The organism is Methylophaga sp. OBS3, assembly GCF_026319325.1.
In the GTDB taxonomy this organism is placed as follows: domain Bacteria; phylum Pseudomonadota; class Gammaproteobacteria; order Nitrosococcales; family Methylophagaceae; genus Methylophaga.
The window spans coordinates 174,078-189,047 of sequence record NZ_JAPDMU010000003.1 but is presented as its reverse complement, the minus strand read 5'-3'; the positions used below and the strand labels follow the sequence as shown (position 1 = coordinate 189,047).

The 14,970-nt window shown below is 44.1% G+C and carries 16 protein-coding genes and 1 other RNA gene; 7 read left to right on the top strand and 10 right to left on the bottom strand.

From position 1 onward, the window contains the following. Together OMP94_RS07640 and OMP94_RS07635 are read left to right on the top strand one after the other, a co-directional pair. Positions 1–546 (top strand): hypoxanthine-guanine phosphoribosyltransferase, encoded by a 546-nt coding sequence (locus OMP94_RS07640; RefSeq protein ID WP_266277692.1) that lies wholly within the window; start codon positions 1–3, stop codon positions 544–546. Then, entirely contained in the window at positions 543–1,280 is a 738-nt protein-coding gene (locus OMP94_RS07635; RefSeq protein WP_266277691.1) for an S-methyl-5'-thioinosine phosphorylase, read from the top strand. Before OMP94_RS07640 ends, OMP94_RS07635 begins: the two co-directional genes overlap by 4 nt. Here OMP94_RS07635 and OMP94_RS07630 read toward each other — a convergent pair. Beyond that, positions 1,277–1,882, bottom strand: coding sequence for a CsiV family protein (locus tag OMP94_RS07630; protein WP_266277690.1), 606 nt, complete (start codon positions 1,880–1,882; stop codon positions 1,277–1,279). The genes OMP94_RS07635 and OMP94_RS07630 overlap by 4 nt on opposite strands. Positions 1,883–2,009: 127 nt before the next feature. On the opposite strand from OMP94_RS07630, the gene OMP94_RS07625 reads away from it, so the two are divergent. The 3 genes from OMP94_RS07625 to OMP94_RS07615 are packed head-to-tail and all read left to right on the top strand — an operon-like array spanning position 2,010 to position 4,558. Continuing rightward, entirely contained in the window at positions 2,010–2,930 is a 921-nt protein-coding gene (locus tag OMP94_RS07625; RefSeq protein WP_266277689.1) for an SPFH domain-containing protein, read from the top strand. Next, entirely contained in the window at positions 2,930–3,373 is a 444-nt protein-coding gene (locus tag OMP94_RS07620) for an NfeD family protein (RefSeq protein WP_266277688.1), read from the top strand. The genes OMP94_RS07625 and OMP94_RS07620 overlap by 1 nt, the downstream gene beginning before the upstream one ends. 6 nt (positions 3,374–3,379) lie before the next feature. Beyond that, positions 3,380–4,558: a JmjC domain-containing protein gene (locus OMP94_RS07615; RefSeq protein ID WP_266277687.1), complete on the top strand. Its 1,179-nt coding sequence runs from the start codon at positions 3,380–3,382 to the stop codon at positions 4,556–4,558. Here the strand turns inward: OMP94_RS07615 and OMP94_RS07610 are convergent. Continuing rightward, positions 4,546–5,064, bottom strand: coding sequence for a zinc ribbon-containing protein (locus OMP94_RS07610; protein ID WP_266277686.1), 519 nt, complete (start codon positions 5,062–5,064; stop codon positions 4,546–4,548). The two genes, OMP94_RS07615 and OMP94_RS07610, sit on opposite strands and share 13 nt — an antisense overlap. 71 nt (positions 5,065–5,135) lie before the next feature. Between OMP94_RS07610 and OMP94_RS07605 the strand changes: the two genes are divergently transcribed. Then, the gene (locus tag OMP94_RS07605; protein ID WP_266277684.1) at positions 5,136–5,642 is read left to right on the top strand and encodes a disulfide bond formation protein B; all 507 of its coding nucleotides are present in this window, start codon (positions 5,136–5,138) and stop codon (positions 5,640–5,642) included. On the opposite strand, the gene infA is transcribed toward OMP94_RS07605, so the two are convergent. The 8 genes from infA to ffs form a co-directional block, all read right to left on the bottom strand. After that, positions 5,639–5,857, bottom strand: coding sequence for a translation initiation factor IF-1 (infA, locus tag OMP94_RS07600; RefSeq protein WP_266277682.1), 219 nt, complete (start codon positions 5,855–5,857; stop codon positions 5,639–5,641). The two genes, OMP94_RS07605 and infA, sit on opposite strands and share 4 nt — an antisense overlap. A gap of 59 nt (positions 5,858–5,916) precedes the next feature. Then, positions 5,917–6,618 carry an arginyltransferase gene (locus tag OMP94_RS07595; protein WP_266277681.1) on the bottom strand — a complete coding sequence of 234 codons (702 nt, stop codon included), beginning with the start codon at positions 6,616–6,618 and terminating at the stop codon, positions 5,917–5,919. Continuing rightward, positions 6,615–7,334: a leucyl/phenylalanyl-tRNA--protein transferase gene (aat, locus tag OMP94_RS07590; RefSeq protein ID WP_266277680.1), complete on the bottom strand. Its 720-nt coding sequence runs from the start codon at positions 7,332–7,334 to the stop codon at positions 6,615–6,617. The genes OMP94_RS07595 and aat overlap by 4 nt, the downstream gene beginning before the upstream one ends. A gap of 2 nt (positions 7,335–7,336) precedes the next feature. Next, the gene (locus tag OMP94_RS07585) at positions 7,337–8,521 is read right to left on the bottom strand and encodes an EAL and HDOD domain-containing protein (protein ID WP_266277679.1); all 1,185 of its coding nucleotides are present in this window, start codon (positions 8,519–8,521) and stop codon (positions 7,337–7,339) included. A 30-nt stretch (positions 8,522–8,551) separates the two neighbouring features. After that, complete coding sequence (gene recR, locus OMP94_RS07580; RefSeq protein ID WP_266277678.1) at positions 8,552–9,151, bottom strand: recombination mediator RecR; 600 nt, start codon at positions 9,149–9,151, stop codon at positions 8,552–8,554. Between the two features lie 12 nt (positions 9,152–9,163). Continuing rightward, a complete protein-coding gene (locus OMP94_RS07575; protein WP_266277677.1) occupies positions 9,164–9,472 on the bottom strand; it encodes a YbaB/EbfC family nucleoid-associated protein in 309 nt (102 codons plus the stop codon). 13 nt (positions 9,473–9,485) lie between these two features. Next, positions 9,486–11,282 (bottom strand): DNA polymerase III subunit gamma/tau, encoded by a 1,797-nt coding sequence (gene dnaX / locus OMP94_RS07570; protein WP_266277675.1) that lies wholly within the window; start codon positions 11,280–11,282, stop codon positions 9,486–9,488. 46 nt (positions 11,283–11,328) lie between these two features. Then, positions 11,329–11,425, bottom strand: an RNA gene (gene ffs, locus OMP94_RS07565) — signal recognition particle sRNA small type. Positions 11,426–11,606: 181 nt separating this feature from the next. Between ffs and OMP94_RS07560 the strand changes: the two genes are divergently transcribed. Further along, entirely contained in the window at positions 11,607–14,936 is a 3,330-nt protein-coding gene (locus OMP94_RS07560) for an EAL domain-containing protein (RefSeq protein WP_266277674.1), read from the top strand. Positions 14,937–14,970: the final 34 nt, after the last annotated feature.

Genomic DNA, 14,970 nt, shown 5'->3' with positions numbered 1-14,970 from the left:
ATGAAAATTTCTGAGGCCATGCCCAAGCAGGTCGAATGTTTGTATTCTTTGGCAGACATTGATGCTGTTTTAGATAATCTTGCGGCAAGACTCAATCAAGATTATGCCGGTAAAAATCCATTGTTATTATGTGTGATGAATGGCGCTGTTATTACCATGGGGCAGTTATTACCAAAGCTTGAGTTTGCTTTGCAGATTGATTACATCCATGCGACGCGTTATGGCGATAAAACGTTTGGTGGTGAACTGGTCTGGCAAGCACAACCCCAAACTGCGATAGCAAATAGGCACCTGCTGTTAATCGAAGATATTTATGATGAAGGTCATACCTTAATCGCACTTCGTGATTACTGTCAGCAACAAGGTGCGATATCAGTTGCATGTCTGGCCTTGGCTGATAAACAACATGCTAATAAAGCTGGTCAACCACCTGAATATATTGGCTTACAGGTTCCTGATCGTTATGTGTTTGGCTTTGGTATGGATGTTCAAGGCTACTGGCGAAATGCACCGGGTATTTTTGCCTTAACTGAGGAATTATCATGATAGGTATTATTGGTGGCAGTGGTCTGAGCCAATTACCGGGATTACAGATCCTTGAGCAGATTCAACTAGAAACCCCATTTGGTGAGCCATCCGCACCAATTATTAAAGGTGAGCTTAATGGGCAGAAAGTTGTCTTCCTGCCTAGACATGGCGAACACCATACGATTCCACCACACTTAATTAATTACCGAGCGAATTTATGGGCTTTACACCATCTTGGTGTTCGGCAAATTTTGGCCGTGGCCGCTGTGGGTGGAATTAATGAGTTATTACTGCCAGGCATCATTGCGATTCCGGATCAAATCATTGATTACACTTGGGGCCGGGACAGCAGCTTGTTTAGCGAAACATTTAGTGCTGATAAGCATATTGATTTCACAGAGCCCTACGATGGGCTATTACGACAAAAAATCATTGATGCTGCATCTCGGATTGGTCAGCCAGTTGTGACGAGCGGTACTTATGCCGTAACGCAAGGTCCCCGATTAGAAACAGCGGCCGAAATTCGCCGTTTGGCAAATGATGGTGCTGATATGGTGGGAATGACGGCGATGCCTGAAGCGGCAATTGCCAGAGAACTTAATGTTGCTTATGCCGGGATTGCGGTTGTTGCCAACAAAGCTGCCGGTCTTAATGATGAAGCGTTGACCATGGACGCCATTCTAGAGACGTTGTCCATGGCCATGGATAAGGTGAAGAAATTAATAACCGCCGTCGTTATGGCACAGCATTAATCTGGTAACGCATAACTTTCAGAACCCTGCATCGCGGCTAAAACAGCATCAGGCGTTTGAATAGGGGTTAACTGTAAAATCGCACCAAAACGTGGATGGTCGAAGTAATGGAGTTCTTTACTACGGATACGTCTAGATTGTTTCAGGTTAGGTGCACGTGGGCCTTGGAATGAATCATTAGCCATCGCTTGGCTGGCATCCATTAACCACAAGTCCAGCTCTGTGTGCAGATAAGCAGATTTAAAGACACGAATCATTCCTGACAGGCGTTCACCACTGACTGTCACAGCTACACTTGCACGTTTACCCAAGGCGCTTTGTTGCCAACTTTGATGAGTTAACACGCGATAACCAGCAGAGTTACGTAAACGCTCAGCCACACCACTCAATAATTGTTTTCCAGATGGTTGCACTTTGCTACTGCTTGTTTGTGGACTTACAGAAGGTGAACTTGGTGGCATGGCAGGCCATGCTTCATCTGTAGAAGGATTAAGTTGTTCAAATACAACCAGTTCAACTTGGTACCACTGCTGGGCATGGGCCGGTAGGCTAAACAGCAAACCAGTCAAAAACAAAATGCTCAAACGTTTGGAAATAATCATGTTTTAACCTTGTGTTGATTAACCTTATTGTCCAATGCTGAGCACAAAATGTCCAAGATTTATCCGACAAAACGGTTAATACTGCTATTATCAGTTTCGGTAATGATTTGAACAAAGGAGTGAAGTCATGGGTGGTTTTGCAAGTTTAGTGATTGTCATCGCAGTACTGGCGGTGGTGATTATTTTAATGGGGGTAAAACCTGTTCAACAGGGACGCGAATTTACCGTAGAACGTTTTGGCCGCTATACACGTACATTACGTCCTGGCCTTAATTTAATTGTGCCAGTCATCGACACGATCGGTGCCAAAATCAACATGATGGAACAAGTCTTAGACGTACCATCACAAGAAATCATCACCAAAGACAATGCGATGATTCGTGTTGATGGTGTGGTGTTTTTCCAAGTCATTGATGCCGCCAAAGCCGCTTATGAAGTCAGTGGTTTGGACAATGCCATTTTGAATCTCACCATGACCAACATTCGTACTGTCATGGGCTCGATGGATTTAGATGAACTCTTGTCCAAGCGTGATGAAATTAATACCCGTTTATTAAGAGTTGTTGATGAAGCAACAACGCCTTGGGGTATTAAAGTTACTCGTATCGAAATCAAAGATATTGAGCCGCCTACGGATCTTGTCGAAGCAATGGGCCGTCAGATGAAGGCTGAGCGTGATAAACGTGCCAATATCTTGGATGCAGAAGGTCACCGCCAAGCTGAAATTTTACGCGCCGAAGGTGAAAAGCAGGCAGCTGTATTGGAAGCTGAAGGTCGTAGAGAAGCTGCGTTTCGTGATGCGGAAGCTCGGGAGCGTTTAGCCGAAGCCGAGGCAAAAGCAACCATGATGGTGTCAGAAGCGATTGGTAAGGGCGATATTCAAGCTGTTAATTACTTCGTCGCACAGAAATATGTAGAAGCACTGCGTGATATGGCGTCTGCTGATAATCATAAGGTGATTATGATGCCACTTGAGGCAAGCAATGTTATTGGATCGTTAGCTGGTATTACTGAACTGGCTAAAGATGCTTTTACTAAGAAAGGGTAATGACCATGCCGCTTATCGATTTTTGGCATTGGTGGGTATTGGCTGTCGCGCTCATTATCGTTGAGATCTTAGCGCCTTCCTTTTTTGCTTTATGGCTGGCGATTGCTGCGGGACTGGTCGGCTTTATTTTGCTTTTCATGCCCTCTGTTGGTTGGGAATGGCAATTATTGTTATTTGCCGTATTTTCAGTGATTAGTATTGTGGCATGGCGCCGCTATTACCAACGACATCCGATCAAAACTGATGAGCCATTATTAAATCGTCGCGGTGAGGGTTATATTGGCCGTGAGCTGACTTTAGCCCAGCCAATTATTGATGGGGTCGGCAAAGTCAATCTGGATGACTCTACTTGGAAAGTAAAAGGACCAGATTGTCCTGCGGGTAGCCGAGTGCGAATTACCGCTTTGAATAATGTTGTATTTACCGTTGAAAAAATAGATTAGGAAATAGTGACGGCATTTTTTAATACTGGCCTCAGTCAGCAGCAATTTCTCGAGCAATATTGGCAAAAAAAACCGTTATTAATCCGTAACGCGTTTAATGCACCAGTGACTGATTTAACACCAGAAATATTGGCTGGTATCGCTTGTGAAGAAGATATCGAGTCAAGATTAATTCGGCAGTTAGGCCCAGCATCTTGGTCCTTACAACAGGGTCCTTTGGATGAGACTGACTTCAGTCAACTGCCTGAAATTGACTGGACATTACTTGTTCAGGATATGGATAAACACTGGCCGGCATTAAAAGAATTAATCACGCCATTCCGATTTATCCCAGACTGGCGACGTGACGACATTATGATTAGCTACGCTGTGCCGGGTGGCTCAGTAGGCGCGCATATCGATAATTACGACGTGTTTTTATTGCAAGCCGAAGGTGTACGGCGTTGGCAAATTGGTGATGCACCGATTGAAGAAGCCGAATGGTTAGATGATTGTCAGTTGCGGATCTTGAAGACGTTTAATGCTGCAGAATCTTGGGATTTAGCACCTGGCGATATGCTGTATTTGCCACCAAAATATGCCCATCATGGTATTGCTCAAACCAACTGTATGACGATTTCAGTAGGTTTTAGAGCACCAACACAACGTCAGTTATTAGACAGTTTTGTTGATGTCCTTGCCGAGCAAGCGCAGCCTGATATCTTCTACAGTGATGCAGATTTAACCTCGACCAATCAACCAGCCGAGATTAACGAAGCCGCGCTGCAAAGAGCGGCAAAAATGCTGATGGCGGCAGTAGAACAGCATCCTGATGCGTTAGCAAAAGCACTGGGACGCCTTGTTACAGAAACAAAATCTACGTTAGAGCCATGGCTGGAAATGGAAGATGAGCCGCTGACGTCAATTGAAGAAATTGATGCGATGTATGCCGAGGGTGGTTTTCTTGAGCGTAGTGACTTTATTCGTTTGGCTTACCATGTGGGCCAAGACGAAGTGAATGTCTTTATTGCCGGCCAATATCATCAGTTATCAAAACAATATGCTGATGATATGGCTACTTTATGTACCTATCAGACGTTAACAGATAATGATTGGCAGCAGCTAAAGAACCAAGCTGACATTGCAGCATTATTGCTCATAATGCTGGAAGAGGGCGCATGGGTAGCTCGCTATCAGGATGATTGAGGCTGACGTTTAAAGACGGTATGGTGGCATTTTCCACAGGGTGGAATACGGCCAGTCTTTTTAAACTGCATTTGGCCACCACAGGAAGCACAATACAGTGTCCCGATTCCCGTGATCTCACCAGTATGATATTCCTGAGCTGATTTTGCTTGAGCGGCTAATTTATCCAATTCAATTCGCGTACGGTCTGCCACCGTTGCAAATAGCTCAAACATCCGGTTTTCAACTTGCTGTAAATCAAACTGCAACCAGCTAGAAAACTCTTTACCACTGCGTTCCAAATAATCAGCCGCATCATGTAAGTCACGCTCGACGTAGGCAGCAATTTTATCTGCTTCATCATGCGTCATTTCTCTCAACTCAATAGCATGTTGCTTGGCAACTTCAATTCTTTGTTGAAGTGTCGGGATAGCCTTTGACTCAGCAGAGTCTAATAACTCATGAACACGTGACATCATACGGTCATAAGCTGCAATGAGTTTTTCTTCAAATTTTGGCTCATTCATGACATTAGTCCTTTAAAGCACGTTGTTTTTAAGTTAACTTAGCACAAATCTGAAAACCGGAGGTAACCGTTTTGTCGACAACACGCAAGCTGTATTTGTTGGGTTTTATATTTAGTTTTGGGTTGTTTGGTGTCGCTTTGTACATGCAACATGTGATGCAGTTGGAGCCTTGTCCACTATGCATTTTGCAGCGCATAACGGTTATTGCAGCAGGCCTGATATTTTTAGTGGCATTTATCTTCAATCCAGGTCCGGTATTAAGCAAAATCTTTAGTGGTTTGATAGCGCTGGTGGGACTTGCGGGGATTGGTTTGTCAGCACGTCACCTTTGGCTACAGAATCTGCCGCCAGAAGCCGTACCCAGCTGTGGGCCGGGTTTTGACTTTATCGTGGGTAATTTCCCGCTGACCGATGCGTTTAGCATGATTTTCACTGGTTCAGGGGAGTGTGCGGAAGTGTCTTGGCAGTTTCTTGGCTTAACCATTCCTGCGTGGACACTTATTGCATTTGTGGGGATGATAGTTTTGGCTTGGGTGGCCGCAGCTAAAGCTGCAAAAAAACAGCGTCGAATTTTTTAGCGAGCGCGGTAAACGATGCGACCTTTAGTCAGATCATAAGGCGTCAGCTGTACAGTAACTTTATCGCCAGTCAGAATGCGGATGTAGTTTTTACGCATTTTTCCTGAAATGTGCGCTGTTACGACGTGACCATTTTCCAGTTCTACGCGGAAAGTGGTGTTAGGCATCGTATCAATAACAGTGCCTTCAAATTCAATATGATCTTCTTTTGCCATAAATTCTGTTAATCAGTCCAAAATCAAAAGATCCATTTTGCCGTAAAAACACTGATTATTCAAAGTTTTTTATCAAAATCGTGCCAATCACCATTGAAATACTGCAAGGCGTCAAAGCGCGTTTTGTAATTCATTTTTGGGCTGGCTTCTATCCAGTAGCCTAGATACAAGTGTTGTAAACCTTGCTTTTTGGCTAGTTCGACTTGTTTTAAGACCGCTAACGTACCCAAACTGCGCTCAGCCATTTCTGGCTCAAAAAAGGTATAAAACGCGGAGGCTGCGCAATCTACAAAATCAGTGACTGCGACGGCAATCAATTGATCTTTATCAAAAAACTCCACAAAGCCAGTATCACTCCAACTACTTGTAAGAAATTGTTGATAACTGTGTGGGGTGGGATGATCCATACCACCACCTGGGTGACGACTTTGTAAGTATCGACAATATAACTCGTAATGCGCCTCATTAAAGTCTGCTGGATGCACGTTAATCGTGACATGCTGATTACGTTTGAGGCTGCGTTTTTGACTTCGGTTTGGCTGAAAGTCTTGAACTTTTATTCGAACGGGAACACATGCCGAGCAGGTAGGGCAAAAAGGTCGATACACATGCTCACCACTACGTCTAAAGCCATGCTGGATAAGTTGGCCATAAAGTTTATTTGACATCGCGCGCAATGGATCGGGGTAGATGTTACGTGCTTGTTTGTCATCCAAATAAGAGCAGGGGTGTAAACGATCTTGATAGAAATCTAGACTCATATCGGTTGCGGTAAATCACTATCAATTTGCCATTTTTCGACAACGGCGTTTTGATCGCAAAGCGGCTGCATACAGCGAATAAAATCTGCGCGCGGTAATGTTTTAGCGCCAAGGCTGGCCAAATGATCAGAATGAACCTGACAATCGATAAGTGGAAAATGCCAGCGTTGTAATTGCTGGGCTAAGGCGACTAGCGCAACTTTAGAGCTATCCGTAACAAAACTAAACATCGATTCACCAAAAAACATTTTGCCGATCGCGACGCCATAAAGTCCACCGACCAGTTTGGCATCCTGCCAGCATTCAACACTATGCGCATATCCCTTTTCATGCAAGTCGATATAGGCTGAAATCATCTCATCATGAATCCAAGTGTCATGTGTTTTGCTTGATTGTTTAAAGCGTGGTGCCGCACAAGCAAGCATGACATCGTGAAAAGCCGTATCAAAGGTGACTTGAAAATCACCACGACGTAATTTTTTATTGAGACTTTTGCTGATTTTTAGTTGGTTGGGTGCCAAAACCATTCTTGGATCGGGACTCCACCACAGGATAGGATCTTGTTGATTAAACCAAGGAAAGATACCCAGCCGATAGGCAGTTAATAAACGTGTTACGGATAAATCACCGCCAGCAGCCAATAAGCCATGCTCAGTTGCATGCTCTAGTGGTGGAAAGCTGATCTTATCGTTTGCTGCTAGCCAACTGATAGCCATTATTAGTCAGTTATCTGTAGATTTAACTCTTTAGCCCAATAGATAGCGTCAAGATAAGCTCTAACCAATACTTCAGCAGGTAGAGGAGAGGTATGAATGGCTTGCCAGTCACCACGTTCATAGCGCAAGACATCCTGTAATGCTTGTCCTGCTGGGCCTTGATGTTCAACTAATGCGTATCTTAGTTCATCAGTGAGTGGTAAGTTTTCCAACAGATTAGCCAGTGGCTTATCCAGTAAAGCATCCAGGGTTGAGAATAGACCGGTGGCAAAAAATAGTTCTGCATTGCCTTTATAGAACTTGGCTAGTAGCTCACACATACGAGCTCGAATCATCGCAACACTACGAAGTTCATTCGGTTTATTTTCCATGCCTGACAAGCAAAGCAAACTCGCCCATGTTTTGATTTTATTTTGGCCGAGCATCAAGATTGCCTCTCGGGTACTGTTGACCTGTCTGGGCAAACCAAAAAATGCCGAGTTAATCAAACGAAGTAGTTTGTAACTTAGCGTCACATCTTGATTAATGATTTTGGCTAACTCATCTGCTTCGGCATCCAAGTCTTGCAATTTCACCAATAACTCCATCAAGGTTTGTGCTGATGGAGATGTTTTATGACTGTCGTTTGGTGAGGGCAGGGTGTAAAAATGCCCCTGTAATAAATCAACAGCGTGACTTTGACAAAAGTTAAATTGGTCTAAAGCATTCACATTGGTAGCGCATAACTGATCATGTCGACGACGCCAATGCGGTAAGTTCTCAGTCAAGCTAGCTGGATCAAATTGATTCAGGTCAATAAGTAAGAGTGACGTTCGGAAATCTTGGTCAGTTCCATTGGCATGGCCAGCAAAAGCAAAAGGACGATTTTTAGATTCGGTGATGGGCTTACCGTAAATATCAAGCGTGACATTAAGGCCAGCGGTATCAACTTCATATAATGCTGCGCGCCATGACTCTGGAATCGTTAATAATGCTTTTTGACGATTGCTGATGGCGGGCAAAATCGCATTCAGCTTTTGTAGAAAGGCGGGTACCTCAGAGTCATCATTTAATTTTTCACCATTTTTATCAAGAAACGTCAGATGATAACTATCGACATCTAACTGATCATTGATAAATAAGGGTTGTCGATGGATTAAACCCTCAAAGGTTTTGAGTGCGTCGTATGGTGGTATGTACTCGGCCATGTTGATGCCTTAACTATTGATACGCTGAGATCAAACGGATCCTCGACCCGAAAATGCATGAGATAGTGTACCACTGTCAACATATTCCAATTCGCCACCAATTGGTATGCCATGAGCAAGTCTGGTCACATGTATTTGTCGACTTCTTGCCAACTCACTAATGTAGTGTGCTGTGGCTTCGCCTTCAACAGTTGGATTAGTAGCAAGAATAAGCTCTTGTACTTTTCCTTCATCAAGCCATTTGATAAGTGACGGAATACCAAGCGCTTCAGGACCAATACCATCTAAAGGTGATAAATGACCAGTGAGAACAAAGTATTGACCTTGGTAATGTGTGGCCTGATCAATAGCCAAAACATCACTTGGCATTTCAACCACGCATAGTTGATCTTCGCGACGACGCTCATCACTACAACGCGTACACAACTCGCTTTCACACAAAATGCGGCAACGCTGACAATGTCGGACGCTTTCCAAAGCACTTTGCAAGGCATGCATTAACTGCGTTGCCCCATCACGATCTCGTTCCAACAAATGAAAAGTCATTCGCTGGGCAGACTTTGGACCAACACCTGGCAAGCAACGAAGTGCTTGTATAAGTTGGTCAATGTTTGGGCCGAGTTTTGCCATAGTGCTTTTAAATTAGAATGGCATTTTCATGCCAGGAGGCATCATGCCAGCCATACGCTCTTGAGTCGTTTTTTCGACTTGACGAACAGCGTCATTGATAGCAGCCGCGATTAAGTCTTCCAACATTTCTTTATCGTCTTCAAACAAGCTGTCTTCAATCTGAACACGCTTAACATCATGTTTACCAGTCATGGTTACTTGAACCATGCCTGCGCCTGATTGGCCCGTCACTTCTACTTTTGCCAATTCTTCTTGGGCTTTTTGCATGTTGGCCTGCATTTGCTGGGCCTGTTTCATCAGGTTACCGAGTCCACCTTTCATGGGCTGAGTCCTCTTAATTCAAGGGTTTAATAGTGCTGTCGATTATACGGGCATTAAAAGTATTTTTGATCATCTCAACGACGGGATCGTTATGGATGGCATCGACGGCTTGCTGTTGTTGCTCTGCTTGTTGTTGAGCACGTTCACCTGCGAGTGTAGATGGTGAATCATGTTGATTTGCCGTGGTTTCAAAACTGAGTTTAACTTCGCAACCTAACTTTTTACTTACAGCTTCTTCTAGCCGTAACTTGGCTTTTTCAGTCGCTAAATGTGCTAAATCTTGAGCCAAAAGCAGGCTAATCCGGTTGTCATCTGACGCGATAAAAGCACAATGATCGGCAAGTTGGCGTGTGATCGCTGATAGTTTCAACTCAGCGACTAATTGTGTCCAATTAACCAGCGACAAATCTGGCAGATTTGATGTTAATTCTGCTGGTATTTGAGCTGTTTCAACATCAGGCTGCTCTGGCTCTGGCTCTGGCTCTGGCTCTGGCTCTGGCTCTGGCTCTGGCTCTGGCTCTGGCTCTGGCTCTGGCTCTGGCTCTGGCTCTGGCTCTGGAATTTCAGTTGTTAGATGTCGCGCGATTTCAGCAGATGTTTGTTTCGCCTCAGATACTGGCTCAACCATTTCTGGCACAGCCGCTACTATGGGCGCAGTTTCTGGCGCCTTAGCCGGAGTGGTTGGCGACTTTTTTCGCGATGTCTCCAGTGTCTCTGCATCAATTTTTTGTGGCTGGAAATGCAACATCCGAAGCAGTGTCATTTCAAAACCACTTTGTGGATCTGCAGCGTAGGGCAGGTCACGTTTGCCATGAAGGGCAATTTGATAAAGCAATTGCACAGTTTCGGCATCAAGTAACGTCACTAAAGGCTGAAGAGCCGCATCAATGGTACTTTCTGGATTGGCTGACTCAGGCACTAACTGCAACGTTGCGATACGCTGTAATGCATTCATCAAGGCATCAAGAATCACACTAACATCACGACCTAATGCACTTAGCTCAGCAGATTGGTTCAGTAGTTGTTGGCCGTCTTGTTCTGCTAAAGCCTGCAAAATAGCTAGCAATTGCTGGTTGGAAACATTTCCCAGCATTTGATGAACACTTTCAGCACTGACATTGCCATTACCAAAGCCAATCGCTTGGTCCAATAAACTTAACGCATCACGCATACTGCCATCAGCAGCGTGTGCTAGCTGATGCAATGCTTCGGGTTCAGAGCTGATATTTTCTCTGGCTAGAATATCGGCAAGATGATCGGCAATTTGCTGAACAGATAAACGACGCAAATTAAATTGCAGACAGCGTGACAAAATTGTCACGGGCAGTTTTTGTGGATCTGTGGTCGCGAATAAAAACTTAACGTGTGGTGGTGGCTCTTCCAGTGTTTTTAGCAGTGCATTAAAACTGCTGGTGGAGAGCATGTGAACTTCGTCGATAAGATAAACTTTATAACGACCTCGACTGGGTGCGTATTGAACATTATCTAGTAGTTCACGAGTGTCATCGACCTTGGTACGTGATGCGGCGTCGACTTCAATAAGGTCAACAAAACGACCGCTATCGACTTCTTGGCAACTAGTACATTCACCGCATGGCGTCGCACTGACACCTTTTTCACAGTTAAGAGATTTGGCAAGAATACGTGCCAGAGTTGTTTTACCAACACCACGCGTACCAGCAAACAAGAAAGCGTGATGCAAGCGATTTTGGTTCAGACCATTAATCAAAGCCTGCAAGACATGCTGTTGGCCGATAACTTCGGAAAAAGTCTTGGGTCGCCATTTGCGTGCCAGAACCAGATAGCTCATATCAGTCTATCGATTGCCCATTGCTGTTTGAATAAGGGTGGTGAACCCATACCAGCCTTGTCTCGGCGCCCGAGTCCGAAGGCTTCGCTGCTCCCTTCCGGGCCTGACGGGGTAACCTACATATCGTCGCGAGGAGACCGGCACAGGCCACCATTGAGGGAGTCATTCTAAGGGTTTTTAGCATGATTTACCATGATAAATCTGAATGTTGTTTAAGCACTGCGCAAGCTGGCTTACTAGTGCTAATATCAAGCTTGATAATAGGAAACTGGCTAAATATCAAATTAAGTTATTTGCCAGACATGGAAACAAGAGGTTACGCCCTTGAATTTACAGGGAATAAAACAGGTACTGCTATTAAATGCTGCTGTGGCTGTGGCTTATCTGATTGCCGGGCAGCTTAGCTTGGTATTTAGTGCCGCCGAACAATATACCTCTGTTACTTTCTTACCTGTTGGTATAGCGATAATGACAGTCTTTACCTATGGCTGGCGTCGCGCTTTACCTGGTGTGTTTATTGGCTCTTTCCTACTTAACTTATTGTTAGTACCAGCTAGTAGCAATATTAACCAAACTGAACTGCAAATTGCGTTAGTTATTGCCATTGCTAGCATTGCTCAGACCTGGATTGCGGTTTGGGTGTTACAGCGCTTTTGTAAAATGCCGCTAGATCTGGAAACAGATCGTCAAATTCTGAAATTTCTACTATTGGTACCCGTGCTGACTTTAGTTAGTGCGAGCATCAGTGTTCCTTATCTTCACTCCGTTGGGATTGATGATGGACTGACATTAAGTGGTCGCTGGGCAGCTTGGTGGCTTGGAGATGCGCTTGGCTTATTAATCGCAGGTCCTGTCACCTTAAGCTTTATCAGTTATCCAAAAGCTTTATGGCGGCCAAGACGCGCTACGCTAGGCATTCCGACACTAGTGGCATTTTTTGTTGTTGTGATGATAAGCCAAAGTGTTAACCAATTTGAGCAGCATCAATTAGAAGATCGTTTCCGTTTGCGTACTGATGAGGCTGGGACATTATTTCAAATTGCCTTGACGTCTCAAGAGTTAGTTCAAGATAGCGTAGCGCAGCTTTTTGTTAGTTCAGATAATGTGTCTCGTGATGAATTTAGGACGTTTGTCCGGTGGGCGACCAAAAATAGTGAAAACATTCAAGTTATTGAGTGGTTGCCCAAAATTACCAAACAGCAACGTGAAGCGTACGAGGCTGAGCAGCGTGCATACTTCGGCCCAGATTTTAGTATTACTGACATTCAGCCTGGAAATATATTGGTTCCAGCAGCTGAGCGCGACGAATATTTCCCGATTACTTACCTTGAGCCTGAAGAGGGTAATAAACGGGCGCAAGGGTTTGACCCAACCTCATCAGTTATTTCAAATGCGGCAGTGCAAACTGCTTTAGCGAGTGGCAGTAGTTACGCCAGACCTCCCTTGCAAATGGTAAGAAAAGCCTCGTCTAAGCGCGTGTTAATGCTCTATCGTCCTATCTATGCCAATGAGCAGGGCAAATATACACTTGATATGCATGAGGCTAAGGTTGCTGGGCTTATAAATGTAGCGTTGAGAACAGAAGATTTTGTGGAAAACATTCTTGGCAAACGCGAATTCACAGAGTTTGATATTCAATGGCGCGATAATCTGAGCGGCGATTTTTATTATGCCAATACTTTGAATGAAGAGCCGCCATTCAGTCGTACAGTGGATATTGAAGCTGCAGGTCGGTCTATGCAGTTGATTTTTACACCAACAAGACTATTCATCGAACAGAACCAGACTAATCAGACTTTTTTTGTCATGGTTGGTGGCTTCCTGTTAACCGGTTTACTAAGCGCATTGGTATTGAGTATTTCTGGTCGAACACACCGGATAAGCTCTGAAGTCACTCGTCGAACGGAACAATTGTCAGTCGCTACTAATCGTGCAGTCGAATCTGAACATCGGATTCGAGAAGTTTTGACGGAAATGCAAGAAGCGCAAGCAGCATTGAGGTTATCAGATGTGGCATTTAACGCTGCAAGCGAAGGGTTTTTGATAACGGATACCCAAAAAAATGTGATTGCCGTGAATTTAGCCTATAGCTGGATCACCGGTTTTGCTAGAGAAGAAGCACTTGGTCATTATCCGCAATTATTAGATGCAGGTCTTAACGATGATGTCTTTACGACCAATCTATGGCAGGAGCTAAATAGTCATGGCATTTGGCGTGGTGAAATATTAAGTCGCCGTAAAGATGGAGAAATTTTCTCAGCTTATTTATCGATGTCAGTCGTTCATGATGAACAGGGCGAGTTAACCAACTATGTTGCGGTATTTACTGATATTAGTGAGACCAAACAGGCGCAGCTAACCATCCAACATCAGGCCAATTATGATTTATTAACCGGCTTGCCAAATCGGCGTTTGTTTAATGATCGCCTAGCACAAGAAATACGCCATAGTCAGCGAGATAAAACACATTTGTGTTTGATGTTTTTAGATTTAGATCGTTTCAAAGATATCAACGATACGCTGGGACACGATACTGGCGATGAATTACTTCGTCATATGGCTGGACGTATCCAAGATTGTTTGCGTGATGTTGATACGGTTGCACGGTTAGGCGGTGATGAATTTACCATTATTCTCACGAATATTGAGCAACGTCAGCATGCCATTACAGTTGCCAAAAAGTTAATCGAAACCATCGAAAAGCCACTCAAGATTAAAGATCAAGTCGTGCGTGTCAGCACCAGTATTGGGCTAACTTTTTATCCGGATGATGGCCAAAATGCTGGCTTATTAATGCAAAATGCCGACCGCGCCATGTATGCTGCAAAAGACAGTGGTGGCAATGCCTATACCTTGTATTCATCAGAACTTGAATCTACTTGGCGTTCAAGAGCTTTTATCATTAATGAACTTGAGCAAGCTCTTAAGGCAAAACAAATTTGTATTTTTTATCAGCCGGTTATTAATGCCAAAACAGGCCAACTGAGTGCTGAGGCGTTGGTGCGATGGCAACACCCTGAACGTGGCTTAATTCCACCCATGGAGTTTTTACCCGTTGCTGAGCGAATGGGGTTGATTGCCAAAATTGATGATTACGTTTTTGCTGCGGTGTGTGAGCAGATTCAACGGTGGCAATCACAGGGATTTGGCGACATACCCGTGTCGATTAATCGTTCAGCATATGGTTTTGCCAATTTAGACGGGCGCTTAGATTGGATAGAACATCTAAAAGCGCATGGCATTGAAAGTAGTCTAATCACACTGGAAATTACCGAAGGTGTGTTAATGCAACGAAGTGCAGAATGCCGTGATCTGTTGCGAAACTTAAGAAATTTTGGCGTTAAAATCTCTATCGATGATTTTGGTACTGGTTACTCATCACTTGCCTATCTAAAGCAGCTCGACGTGGATTATCTGAAAATTGATAAGTCTTTTGTCCGAGACTTGGAGATTGATGAAAATGATCGTGCCATCATTGAGGCTATTGTGATTATGGCGAAGAGGCTGGATATCGGTATTGTTGCAGAAGGTGTTGAAACTGAAAGCCAACAACGAATCCTGTCTGAAATGGGCTGCGATTGGCTTCAAGGTTATTACTTTTCTCAACCACTATCGGTAGAAGATTTTCAGCAATTTATTGCGGATCGTAATTGAATCTTGTTCTCCTCACGCTAGATTTTGATTGGGA